Source organism: Burkholderia sp. HMSC10F09, from assembly GCF_001806955.1.
Classification (GTDB): Bacteria; Pseudomonadota; Gammaproteobacteria; order Burkholderiales; family Burkholderiaceae; genus Burkholderia; species Burkholderia multivorans.
Genome location: NZ_KV786546.1, coordinates 1 through 12,524 on the forward strand (window position 1 = coordinate 1; position 12,524 = coordinate 12,524).

Genomic DNA, 12,524 nt, shown 5'->3' on the forward strand with positions numbered 1-12,524 from the left:
CTAAGCCGGCCGCGCCTAAGCCGGCGCCGGTCGCGAGCGCCGAGGCGGCGGGTACCGACACGAGCGACGCGTCGTCGCCGTCGTCGCCGGCCGGCGCGCGCTTCGCGGTGCAGCTCGGCTCGTTCAAGGACGACGCGACCGCCCGTTCGTGGGCGACGAAATTGAAATCGGCGGGCGTGCCCGCATATGTCGAGCGTCGCAAGCAGGCGGACGGCAGCACGGCTACACTGTTGCGTGCGGGTCCGTTTGCGGATCGCGCGGCCGCGTCCGCCGCGATCGCGAAGGTGCGCGAAGCCGGGCTGACGCAGTAGCGCACGATGCTGACGGCTTTCGACTACGCTGTATTGGCGGTGATCGCGTTGTCGGCGTTGCGCGGTGCGTGGCGCGGCTTCGTGTCGGAGATTTTCGGGCTGATCGGCTGGATCGCGGCGATCGTGATCGCGAGCCGCTACGTCGGGCTGGTGGTCCCGTACATCCCGGCGAACTGGCCGGGCGGCGCGCTGACGCAGTGGGTGATCGCGTTTGCGCTGCTGGTGATCGGCGTCGTGCTCGTCGCGGGCGTCGCGAACGCGCTGCTGTCGCGGATCGCGCAGGCGACCGGCCTCGGCGGCGTCGATCGCTCGCTGGGCATGATGTTCGGCCTCGTGCGCGGCTGCGTGCTGGTGGTGTTGCTGGTCGCGGCGGCCGGGCTGACCGAGTTGCCCAAACAGGATTTCTGGCGCAATGCGCTATTGCGTCCGATTGCCGAGCAGGGCGTGCACGAGCTGAAGCAGCTCCTGCCCGACGGCATGGCCCAGTACGTGCGCGTGTGAGCGTACGCACGGGGCAGGACGGAACCGATTTTGTCATTCTGAAGGACATGCCATGTGCGGCATCGTAGGCGTTATCTCCCAATCCCCGGTCAACCAGCTGATCTATGACAGCCTGCTGCTGCTGCAGCATCGCGGTCAGGACGCGGCAGGCATCGCGACGGCGGACGGCAGCAATTTCCACATGTACAAGGCGAACGGCATGGTGCGCGACGTGTTCCGCACGCGCAACATGCGCAGCCTGCCCGGCACGTTCGGGATCGGCCAGGTTCGCTATCCGACGGCCGGTTCCGCATCGAGCGAAGCCGAGGCGCAGCCGTTCTACGTGAACGCACCGTTCGGGATCATCCTCGCGCACAACGGCAACCTGACGAACTGGCAACAGCTGAAGGACGAGATGTTCCGGATCGACCGCCGGCACATCAACACCAATTCCGACAGTGAAGTGCTGCTCAACGTGTTCGCGCACGAGCTGCAGCTCTCGACGACGGGCCTCGAGCTCGATCCGGCCGCGCTGTTCAAGGCGGTCGCGGGCGTGCACCGCCGCGTGCACGGCTCGTATGCGATCGTCTCGCTGATCGCCGGCTACGGTCTGCTCGCGTTCCGCGATCCGTTCGGCATCCGCCCGCTCTGCATCGGCAAGCTCGAGACCGAGCACGGCACCGAATGGATGGTCGCGTCGGAATCGGTCGCGGTCGAAGGCATCGGCTTCGAGTTCGTGCGCGACGTGCTGCCGGGCGAAGCGATCTTCATCGACCAGGCGGGCAACTTCCACAGCCAGCAGTGCGCGGACAATCCGACGCTGAATCCGTGCATGTTCGAGTACGTCTATCTCGCGCGTCCGGACTCGTGCCTCGACGGCGTGCCCGTCTACAACGTGCGCCTGCGCATGGGCGACTATCTCGCCGAGAAGATCAAGCGCGAGCTGCCGAACGTGCCGATCGACGTCGTGATGCCGATTCCCGATTCGTCGCGCCCGGCCGCGATGCAGGTCGCCGCGAAGCTCGGCGTCGAGTATCGCGAAGGCTTCTTCAAGAACCGCTACGTCGGCCGCACGTTCATCATGCCGGGGCAGGCGGTGCGCAAGAAGTCGGTGCGCCAGAAGCTCAACGCGATGAGCATCGAGTTCAAGGACAAAAACGTGCTGATCGTCGACGATTCGATCGTGCGCGGCACGACGTCGCACGAGATCGTGCAGATGGCGCGCGACGCGGGCGCGAAGTCGGTGATTTTCGCGTCGGCGGCGCCGCCCGTGAAATTCCCGAACGTGTACGGCATCGACATGCCGACGCGCGGCGAACTCGTCGCGCACGGCCGCAGCGACGAGGAAGTCGCGAAGATCATCGGCGCCGATCATCTGATCTATCAGGACGTCGACGATCTGCGCCGCGCGGTGCGCGACATCAACCCGAAGCTCGAGCGCTTCGAGGCGTCGTGCTTCGACGGCAACTACATCACCGGCGACGTGACGCCCGAGTATCTCGATGCGATCGAGCGCGCGCGCCTGACGCCCGCATCGCAGGCCGACCGCGACACGGCGAGCGATACCGCACGGTCGCAGATGAACCTGCAGCTGTCGGTCGAGTGATTGCCGGCGCACGCTTGTGCCGAAGCGTGCTAGGATGTGGCCTTGCGTCGATTTGATTTCAGCTTGCGGACGCGGGGCTTCTTCCCAAAACAGCTAAAGCGAAGGCCGGCGGCAGCCGGCCCGAGTCGATCGCTGTCGTACCGCACCGAAGCCCGCTGATGCAGACGCATGGCGGGCTTTTTGTTTGGCCTGGCTCGCGCGCACGCGCGGCCATCGAATACGGAAAACGGACATGGACGACTCCCTCAACTTCGACACGCTCGCCGTGCGCGCGGGCACGCTGCGCACCGATTTCAACGAGCATTCGGAAGCGCTGTTCCTGACCTCGAGCTTCTGCTTCAAGAATGCGGCCGAAGCGGCCGAGCGCTTCGCGAATTCGGAAGACTACTTCACCTATTCGCGCTTCACGAACCCGACCGTCACGATGTTCCAGGAACGCCTGGCCGCGCTCGAAGGCGGCGAGGCGTGCATCGCGACCGCGTCCGGGATGGCGGCGATCATGTCGGTCGTGATGGCCGCGCTGCAGGCGGGCGATCACCTCGTCAGCTCGCGCAGCCTGTTCGGCTCGACGCTCGGCATGTTCTCGCAGATCTTCAGCAAGTTCGGCATCACGACGACCTTCGTCGATCCGACCGATCTGAACGCATGGAAGGAAGCGGTGCGTCCGGAGACGAAGATGTTCTTCCTCGAGACGCCGTCGAATCCGCTGACCGAACTCGCCGACATCGAGGCGATCGGCAAGATCGCCAAGGACGCGAACGCGCTGTTCGTCGTCGACAACTGTTTCTGCAGCCCCGTGCTGCAGCAGCCGCTGAAGCTCGGCGCGGATGTCGTCATGCATTCGGCGACGAAATTCCTCGACGGGCAGGGCCGCGTGCTCGGCGGCGCGCTGGTCGGCTCGAAGGCATTCATCATGGGCAAGGTGTTTCCGTTCGTGCGCAGCGCGGGCCCGACGCTGTCCGCGTTCAACGCGTGGGTGCTGCTGAAGGGGATGGAAACGCTGTCGCTGCGCGTCGAGAAGCAGTCGGCGAACGCGCTCGAGATCGCGCGCTGGCTCGATTCGCACCCGGCCGTCGCGCGCGTGTTCTATCCGGGCCTCGAATCGCATCCGCAGCATGAACTCGCGAAGCGCCAGCAGAAGGCCGGCGGCGCGATCGTCTCGTTCGAGCTGAAGGGCGACACGCCCGAACAGCAGCGCGCGAACGCATGGCGCGTGATCGACAACACGAAGCTGATTTCGATCACGGGCAACCTCGGCGATACGCGCACGACGATCACGCATCCGGCGACGACGACCCATGCGCGCATCACGCCCGAAGCGCGCGCGGCGGCGGGGATCACCGAAGGGCTGATCCGGCTTGCGGTCGGCCTCGAGAACGCGGGCGACCTGCGCAACGATCTCGCGCACGGCCTCGAAGGCTGAACGCGGCGGCCCGGCGCATCGACGACACGCGCCGTTCGCGCCGGCCTTTGCCGGTGCGAACGGCGCGTTCGTTTATTGCGGGGTCGGTTGCGGCCGCGCGGCGCAGCGGCCGCTTGTCAGTCGAGGCGAGCCGGCGCGCCGGCCTGCGCGTCGCGCATCGCGTCGTACATCCATCGCAGCGTCTCCTCGAGCGGCGTGACGGGCAGCTCGCCGATCGCGCGCCGCAGCTTGTCGCGCGATCCGCTCAGGTGCTTCACTTCGTTGTGCCGCACGAAACGCGGATCGACCGTCACGTCGATCACGTAGCCGGCGATCCGCGACAGCATCGCCAGCACTTCCTTCAGCGAATACGCGCGCTCCGAGCAGACGTTGAACGTGTCGCCGGCCGGTGCGGTTTCGATGAGCCGCAGATACGCGGCCGTCACGTCGCGCACGTCGGAGAAGTCGCGGCTCACGTCGAGGTTGCCGAGCGAGATGCGCGGCGCGTTGCGCGCATAGTGCGCGACGAGCTTCGGCAGCAGATACGCTTCGCTCTGGCCGACGCCCGTGTAGTTGAACGGGCGCGCGATGACGATCGGCAGCCGGTCGGTCCATAGCTTCGCCGCGTATTCCATCGCGAGCTTGCTGACCGCGTAGTCGTTCGCGGGCGCGGGCGGCGCGGTTTCGTCGAGCACGCCGGCCGTCGCGTTGCCGTAGATGTTGGCGCTGCTCGCGAGCAGCACCGCCGACGGCCGGCGATCGAGGCCGGCCAGCGCGGCGAGCAGGTTGCGCGTGCCCATGATGTTGACCGCGTACGTCTGCGACGGCTCGTCGTTCGCGACATGCGCGCGCGCAGCGAGATGCACGACGGCATCGGGCCGCGCGTCGGCGGCGGCCGCACGTACCGCGTCCGCATCGAGCAGGTCGACGCTCAGCAGCGTGCAACGCGCGAGCGCCGGATCGTCCGGGCGTGGCGCGCCCGGTGCGACCGTGCCCCAGACTTCGTAGCCGGCGCCTTCGAGGCGTTGCGCGATGTAGCGGCCCGTGAAGCCCGTCAGGCCGGTGACGAACGCGCGGCGCGGCGCCGCGCGTCCGGCATCAGAACGTGTCATGGTGGGTGTTCCGCGTCAAATCCGCTTCGACCATCATCTGGCACAGTTGTTCGAGCGTCGTCTTCGGCACCCAGCCGAGCTTGCTTTTCGCCTTGTCGGCGCAGCCGATCAGCAGATCGACTTCGGCCGGCCGATAGAACTTCGGATTCACTTCGACGAGCACGTCGCCGGTCGCCGCGTCGAGGCCGCGCTCCTGTTCGCCCTTGCCGGTCCATTCGATCTGATAGCCGGCAGCAGCGAACGCCATCCGCACGAAGTCGCGCACGGTTTCGGTGCGGTTCGTCGCGAGCACGTAGGTGTCCGGCTCGTCCGCCTGCAGCATCCGCCACATGCCTTCGACGTATTCGAGCGCGAAGCCCCAGTCGCGCTTCGCATCGAGATTGCCGAGCTCGAGCCGCTTCGCTTTGCCGAGCCGGATCTTCGCGACCGTATCGGTGATCTTGCGCGTGACGAACTCGCGGCCGCGCAGCGGCGACTCGTGATTGAACAGGATGCCGCTGCAGCCGAACAGGCCGTACGATTCGCGATAGTTGACGGTCGTCCAGTGCGCGAACAGCTTCGCGACGCCGTACGGGCTGCGCGGATAGAACGCGGTCGTTTCCGTTTGCGGAATCGACTGCACCTTGCCGAACATTTCCGACGTCGATGCCTGATAGAAGCGCGTGCGCGGGCTCACGACGCGAATCGCCTCGAGCAGGTTCAGCGTGCCGAGGCCCGTGACTTCGGCGGTCGTCGACGGCTGGTCGAACGACACGCCGACGAAGCTTTGCGCCGCCAGGTTGTACAGCTCGTCGGGCTGCGTGCGCTCGAGCAGCCGCAGGCTCGAACCGGCGTCGGTCAGATCGTGTTCGACGAGCGTCAGATTCGGATGCGTGTCGACGCCGAGCTCGGCGATCCGCCAGAAGTTCACCGAGCTGGTGCGGCGGTAGGTGCCGGTGACCTGATAGCCCTTGTCGAGCAGCAGCTTGGTCAGGTAGGCGCCGTCCTGCCCCGTGATCCCCGTGATGATGGCCTTGCGAGTGTGGCTCATGGCGATGTCCTGGTAGAAGCGATGGAAGATGAAAATCAGGCGGTCGTGCGTGCCGCGGCGGGCAGCGCGCGGCGTGCGGGGCCGCGCGTCAGGCGGCGCTCGAAGCCGTACCAGCTCAGCGTCGCGTAGGCGAGCGTGATCGCAAGTGCGAGCGCGGCCGTCACGAAGCGGTTCAGATGCAGCGGCCACAGCGCGTACAGCACGCTGAGGTGAATCAGATACACGGTGTAGCTGACGGTGCCGATATAGACGAGCACCGGGTTCGTCAGCACGCGCTGGACGAGCCCGCGCCCGCGAAGTGCGATCACGACGATCGACGTGCACAGCAGCAGCGAGATGCTGTAGAGCGCGGCGTTCGACAGCGGCGTATTGGCCGCGCGGAAACGCGGAAACGACAAGTGCAGCGCGCCGAGAATCGCGAGCGCGACGAGTGCGCCGACGATCGCGAGCGGATAGAACGGCTCCAGCGCGCGACGGTCGCGGCGCAGCACGATCGCAAGCAGCGCACCGGCGGCGAGCAGGTCCATGCGGAACGGCGTCAGGTAGTAGATCGGCCAGAACGAGTCGAACCACGGCGTCGCGATGGCGCGCAACACCGGCGCGACGACGATCAGCGCGGCGGCGACCCACAGCAGCACGCGTTCCGAACACCACAGCACGACGAACGGCCAGAAGATGTAGAACTGCTCCTCGACCGCGAGCGACCACAGCACGTTCAGGCTGTCGTGGCCGATGCTGCCGAGCGACAGCCCGATGTTCGTCGAGAAGAACGCGTACCACGGCCAGTGCGGCAGCCAGGTCGCGCCGAACAGCAGCGTCGACACGATCAGCAGCAGCACGTAGGGCGGCAGGATCCGGCGCACGCGGCGCGCATAGAAGTGGCTGAAGTACGACTGTCCGCGTGCCTTGCGTTCGAGCAGGATGCCGGTGATCAGCAGCCCGCTCAGCACGAAGAACAAATCGACACCCATCCACAGCGGCGCCTTCAGCGCGTGCTGCAGGAACACCGCGCCGACGGCGATCGCGCGCAGCCCGTCGAGCTGGACGATGCGGCCGTGCTGCGGCGGTGCGAGTTCGGCGGTGCGCGTCGGGCCCGTCATCGCGCCGCCCCTTCGCGACGCGCGTACCATGTTGTCGGCGTCGCGCGTCCTGCATTCGATGCGTGAACGTAATGCATGCCTTTTAAGTGGAATATCGAATCGAAACCGATTCTAGGGAAAAGAAATCGGCAAAAAAACGCATGTCATTTATTCAACGGCGGGCATTCGAAGCGCATTGCGCGCAATCGAAAAATGAAAGCCGCTGAAAGGCGGGCGCCCGCATGGCCACGCACGACGTGCGTCGGCGGAATTTTCTACGTACTGCGCGCGTGAACGGCGGTCGTTATTGCCGATTTTCACGCGCAGGCGCGCGCGTTCCGGCTCGATATTTCAGGCTGAAACATCCCCAAATATTTCCAAATTTCTTGTGATTATTTTTGCTTGTAACCTGCATCGCGACGTTTGAAACCCATTTAGCGACCGGACGTTTCGCGGCAGCCATGCGCCGCCGTTTCGGTCGCCGAGCATCGAGTCTGGAGAAGCGCATTGCGACGTCTGATTCTGGTTGGCATGACGATGTGCGCGGTGCTGTCTGCCGGCGCCGCATCGGCCGAAACCGTGTTGCCCGCGACCACGTCGTGGATCGGCAACACGTTCGGCTACGGCGACGGCCGCTGGACGCAAATCGACATCCGCGCGATCGCGGTCACGCCCGACGGCAAGGTGTATACGAACGCGCCGTGGGACGAGAGCGGCGCCGAGGCGAGCGTCTATCAGGACGGCAAGATGCTCGGCTTCGCGGGCGGCACGCATGGCTGGGGCAATCTCGGCGGCAACGCGATCGCGGTGAACAGCAAGTATGCGTATGTCGCGATCGGCGTCGGCAACGAACGCGGCCGGCTGCAGTCGCCCGGCATCTGGCCCGACAAGGGCAAGCAGTGGTTCGGCATCTCGCGGCGCGCGATCGGCGACATGAAGCAGCCTGCGCCGTTTCGCGCGGCGCCGTCGGTCGCGCCCGGCGGGCGGGCGGACGCAGGCCGCGCGCGGATGGCCGCGAGCTTCATGGTGGTCAACGAAGTGCCGGCCGCGGCGAAGCCCGACGCCGGTGAGCTGAAAGCCGAAGTCGGCGGTCTCGCGGCCGACGACAAGACGCTGTTCGCGACCAACCCGTCGCACGACGCGGTCGACGTCTACGACGCGGAGACGATGCAGAAAAAGGGCACGTGGAGCGCACACGAGCCCGGACGCATCGCGCTCGCCGCCGACGGCACGCTGTGGCTGCTGACCGACACGCTGAACGGCCCCGCGCGCCTCGTGCACGTGCGTGCGGACGGCCGCAAGATCGACGACGCGCCCGCGCTACCGGACGGCACCGACGCGGTCGACGTCGCGGTCGACACGAAGGGGCGCGTGTTCGTCGCCGACAACGGCCCGCGCCAGCAGATCCTGATTTTCTCGAAGAGCGGCGAGCGCTATGCGCCGTCCGGCACGCTCGGCGTGCGCGGCGGCATTTTCGCCGGTCCCGTGCCGGGCCGTCCGGGCCCGCAGCGCTTCAACGGGCTGACCGGCGTCGGCGTCGACCGCGCGGGCAACGTCTATGTCGCGATGAACGGGGTCGGCCCGCGTCACGACACGATCGGCGCCGGCCTCGGCGCGGTGCTCGAGAGCTACACGCCGGACGGCACGCTGCGCTGGCAGGTGCAGGGGCTGCTGTTCGTCGACGGCGCGTGGCTCGATCCCGCGCGGCCCGACAGCGTGTACACCGGCAACAAGCGCTTCGAGCTCGATCTGTCGAAGCCGCCCGGCCAGGACTGGAAATATGTCGGCTTCCTGTCGAACCGCTTCAAGTATCCCGACGATCCGGTGTTCCACACCGACCAGTGGCCCGGCATGCCGACCGCACGCCGTCTCGACGGCCGCACGTTCCTGTACCTGACCGACATGTATGCCGATCACCTGAAGATCTATCGCTTCGACGCGAAGCGCGACGGCGAAGTCGCGATTCCGTCCGGGCTGATCGCGGGCCGTGCGCGGCCGGTCGACAAGGTGCCGAACAAGCCGCCGGGCGGCGACTGGCTGTGGCGCGACGCGAACGGCAACGGCCGGCTCGACGCGGACGAATTCGAGATCAATACGACCGGCAACGCGAAGGCGGGCGGCTGGGGCTGGTGGGTCGACACGAAGGGCGACATCTGGCGCACGAGCGACGTGCGCGGGATTCACCGGTTCCGCTACGGCGGCGTCGACAAGGCCGGCAACCCGATCTACGCGTACGACAAGGTCACGACGTATCCGATGCCGAAGCCGTTCACGCAGCTGCGTCGCGCGATCTACGACGCGCGCACGGATTCGCTCTACGTGACGGGCTATACGGCGGACGCGCCGCCGCAGCCCGGCATCAACAAGGAAGTCGGCCGCGTGCTGGTGCGCTTCGACAAGTGGTCGACGGGCTCGCCGGTCGCGCGCTACACGATCGCGCTGCCGTGGCAGCTCGATGCGAAGCCGATTCTCGACCTGATCGGCATCACCGTCGAAGGCCGCTACCTCTTCGCGGTCGAGCCGGTCGGCAAGATCCACGTGTACGACAACGAAACCGGCAAGGAAGTCGGCGTGATGAGTCCGGGGCCGGAGGTCGGCCGCGCGTCGGGATGGGTCGACGTGCCGTTCGGCATCAGCGCGTTCCGCCGCGAGAACGGCGAGTATCTCGTGTTCGTCGAGGAAGACGCGCGCGGCAAGGTGCTGATGTATCGCTGGAAACCGTGACGCGCGGCCGTCGACAAGGCACAGGCATGGACAAACGCATACTGAAGAACGTATCGATCAATTTCGTCGGGCTGATTCTGCCGACCTTCGTGTCGCTGGTCACGGTGCCCGCGTATATCCACGCGCTCGGCGTCGAGCGCTACGGCGTCGTCAGTCTCGTGTGGACGCTGATCGGCTATTTCGGGATTCTCGATCTCGGCATGAGCATGGCCGCGCAGAACCACATCTCGAAGGCGCTCGCGAGCGGCGATGCGGCCGAAAGCGCGCGCGTGTTCTGGAGCGCGTTCTGGCTCAATCTCGGTACCGGCATCGCGGGCGGGCTGCTGATCTATTTCGGCGCATTCGTCTACACCGCGTATTTCACGAAGGTGTCGGCCGCGATGCAGCACGAGGTGTATCTCGCGCTGCCGTGGCTCGCGCTCGCGATTCCGCTCGCGAACGTGTCGTGGGTGTTCGCGGGCGCGATCAACGGCGCCGAGCGCTTCGGCGTGTTCAACACGAACCAGACGATCGGCACGTTCCTGTTCCAGCTGCTGCCGCTCGGCGCGGCCTGGTGGATCGCGCCGAACCTGCAGACGGTGCTCGCCGCCGCGGTCGTCGCGCGGCTCATCGCCGCGGTGATGCTCGGCTATGCGAGCGTGCGCGTGCTCGGGATCCGGCGCGTCGATCCGCCGCAATGGGGCACCGCGAAAGGACTGTTCAACTTCGGCGGCTGGATGCTGATCGCGAGCACGACGAGCATGATCGCCGACACGCTCGACCGCGTGATGCTCGGCGCCGGCATGGGCGCGAAGTTCGTCACCTACTACACGGTGCCGCAGAACCTCGTCACGCGGCTGAACATGCTGCCGAACGCGCTCGTGCGCACGCTGTTCCCGCGCCTGTCGGCGCTCGGCCGCGAGCATGCCGACACGCTCGCGCGCCAGTCGCTCGAATTCCTGAACGGCGTGTTCACGCCGGTCGCGATCGTCGCGATCTTTGCGCTGGCGCCGTTCCTGACGCTGTGGGTCGGCCCCGATCTGGCCGCGCATTCGGCGCCGGTCGGGCGCGTGCTCGTGGTCGGCGTGTGGCTCGTCGGCCAGGCCAGCGTCACGCGGATCCTGATCCAGTCGCAGGTCAACCCGGCGCGCGCGGCGCTGGCCGGGCTCGTCCAGATGCCGTTCTTCGTCGGCGCGCTGTGGCTCGGCATTCATCGCTACGGGCTGATCGGCGCGGCGGTGGTCGTCGCCGCCCGCGCGCTGGTCGACTACGGCGTGCTGCTCTATCTGTCGGCGATCCGGATGCGCGCGATCGTGTTCGACATGGTCGCGCACCTCGCGTTCCTGCTCGTGAGCCTCGCGCTTGCGAACGCCTGGACGGGGCTCGCCGAATCCATCGGCATGTGCGCGATCGTGCTGACGCTGAACGTCGCCTGGTCGCTCACGATGACGCCGGGGCTGCGCGCGCTGGCGTCCGGCCTGATCGGCCGTCTCAATGCGAGGAAAACCACATGAATCGCGATCTGGCGGAACACGCCCTTCTCAATGCGGCGCCGGCCGACGCGACGGTCGCAGCCGTCGCCGGCGAAGCGGGCACGCTGCGCGCCGTGCCGCGCGACGAACCGGCGCCCGCGCGCGATGCGTCGCGCCCGCTGCGCGTCGCGATCGTCCACGACTGGCTGGTCACCTATGCGGGCGCCGAGCGCGTGCTCGAGCAGATCCTCGCGTGCTTTCCCGACGCGGACCTGTTCAGCCTCGTCGACTTTCTCGACGATCGCGCGTTCGTGCGCGGCAAGCCGGTGACGACGACGTTCATCCAGAAGCTGCCGTTCGCGCGCACCAAGTACCGCAGCTATCTGCCGCTGATGCCGCTCGCGATCGAGCAGCTCGACGTGTCGGGCTACGACCTCGTGATCTCGAGCAGCCACGCGGTCGCCAAAGGCGTGCTGACCGGTCCCGACCAGGTGCACATCAGCTACGTGCATTCGCCGATCCGCTACGCGTGGGATCTGCAGCACCAGTATCTGGAACAGTCGAACCTCACGCACGGGCCGAAGTCGCTGCTCGCGCGGATGATCCTGCATTACATCCGCAACTGGGACACGCGTACCGCGAACGCCGTCGACGGTTTCATCGCGAATTCGGCGTTCATCGCCCGGCGCATCCGCAAGGTCTATCACCGCGATGCGGCCGTGATCTTTCCGCCGGTCGACGTCGACGCGTTCTCGCTGAACGAGGTGAAGGACGACTTCTACCTGACTGCATCGCGGATGGTGCCGTACAAGAAGATCGACCTGATCGTCGACGCATTCTCGCGCACGCCCGAGCGCAAGCTCGTCGTGATCGGCGACGGCCCCGAGATGGACAAGATCCGCGCGAAGGCCGGCCCGAACGTCGAGATCATGGGCTACCAGCCGTTCGCCGTGCTGCACGACCGCATGCGCCGCGCGAAGGCGTTCGTGTTCGCTGCCGAGGAGGACTTCGGCATTTCGGTCGTCGAGGCGCAGGCCTGCGGCACGCCGGTGATCGCGTACGGCAAGGGCGGCGCGCTCGAAACGGTGCTCGATCCGCGCGCCGACATGAACCCGACCGGACTGTTCTTCGACGAGCAGACGCCGCAGGCGATCGTCGCGGCCGTCGACGATTTCGAGCGCGCGCCGCAGCGCTTCACGCCGCGTGCGTGCCGCGCGAACGCGGAGCGGTTCTCGGCCGACACGTTCCGGCGACGTTTTCTCGATTACGTGGAGACGGCGCTGCCGGGCGCGACCGCCCAGCGCGGCGCGCCGGCCGCGGCGCCGGTCC

Annotated in this window: 10 protein-coding genes; 7 read left to right on the top strand and 3 right to left on the bottom strand. The window is 66.9% G+C overall.

Going from position 1 to position 12,524, the window contains the following annotated elements; all coding sequences use genetic code 11:
- The 4 genes from HMPREF3115_RS03950 to HMPREF3115_RS03965 all read left to right on the top strand — a co-directional run.
- Nucleotides 1–311 (top strand): SPOR domain-containing protein (locus HMPREF3115_RS03950; RefSeq protein WP_176748733.1); only part of this gene is annotated, 311 nt, incomplete at its 5' end.
- 6 nt (nucleotides 312–317) lie between these two features.
- Nucleotides 318–812 (top strand): CvpA family protein, encoded by a 495-nt coding sequence (locus tag HMPREF3115_RS03955; RefSeq protein ID WP_006399594.1) that lies wholly within the window; start codon nucleotides 318–320, stop codon nucleotides 810–812.
- Nucleotides 813–864: 52 nt separating this feature from the next.
- Entirely contained in the window at nucleotides 865–2,397 is a 1,533-nt protein-coding gene (gene purF, locus HMPREF3115_RS03960) for an amidophosphoribosyltransferase (protein ID WP_006399595.1), read from the top strand.
- Between the two features lie 232 nt (nucleotides 2,398–2,629).
- A complete protein-coding gene (locus HMPREF3115_RS03965) occupies nucleotides 2,630–3,820 on the top strand; it encodes an O-succinylhomoserine sulfhydrylase (RefSeq protein ID WP_070553472.1) in 1,191 nt (396 codons plus the stop codon).
- A gap of 116 nt (nucleotides 3,821–3,936) precedes the next feature.
- Here HMPREF3115_RS03965 and HMPREF3115_RS03970 read toward each other — a convergent pair whose 3' ends face one another.
- The 3 genes from HMPREF3115_RS03970 to HMPREF3115_RS03980 are packed head-to-tail and all read right to left on the bottom strand — an operon-like array spanning nucleotide 3,937 to nucleotide 7,041.
- Complete coding sequence (locus HMPREF3115_RS03970) at nucleotides 3,937–4,911, bottom strand: NAD-dependent epimerase/dehydratase family protein (protein ID WP_070553473.1); 975 nt, start codon at nucleotides 4,909–4,911, stop codon at nucleotides 3,937–3,939.
- Entirely contained in the window at nucleotides 4,898–5,941 is a 1,044-nt protein-coding gene (gmd, locus tag HMPREF3115_RS03975) for a GDP-mannose 4,6-dehydratase (protein ID WP_006399600.1), read from the bottom strand. The genes HMPREF3115_RS03970 and gmd overlap by 14 nt, the downstream gene beginning before the upstream one ends.
- Before the next feature lie 35 nt (nucleotides 5,942–5,976).
- On the bottom strand, nucleotides 5,977–7,041 hold the full coding sequence (locus HMPREF3115_RS03980) for an acyltransferase family protein (RefSeq protein WP_006417205.1): 1,065 nt from the start codon (nucleotides 7,039–7,041) through the stop codon (nucleotides 5,977–5,979).
- Nucleotides 7,042–7,551: 510 nt separating this feature from the next.
- On the opposite strand from HMPREF3115_RS03980, the gene HMPREF3115_RS03985 reads away from it, so the two are divergent.
- From HMPREF3115_RS03985 to HMPREF3115_RS03995, 3 genes are all read left to right on the top strand, one after another.
- On the top strand, nucleotides 7,552–9,744 hold the full coding sequence (locus HMPREF3115_RS03985; protein ID WP_070553474.1) for an NHL repeat-containing protein: 2,193 nt from the start codon (nucleotides 7,552–7,554) through the stop codon (nucleotides 9,742–9,744).
- Nucleotides 9,745–9,770: 26 nt separating this feature from the next.
- Nucleotides 9,771–11,237 (top strand): oligosaccharide flippase family protein, encoded by a 1,467-nt coding sequence (locus HMPREF3115_RS03990; protein WP_070553475.1) that lies wholly within the window; start codon nucleotides 9,771–9,773, stop codon nucleotides 11,235–11,237.
- Nucleotides 11,234–12,524 (top strand): glycosyltransferase family 4 protein (locus tag HMPREF3115_RS03995; protein ID WP_176748734.1); only part of this gene is annotated, 1,291 nt, incomplete at its 3' end. The genes HMPREF3115_RS03990 and HMPREF3115_RS03995, both read left to right, overlap by 4 nt.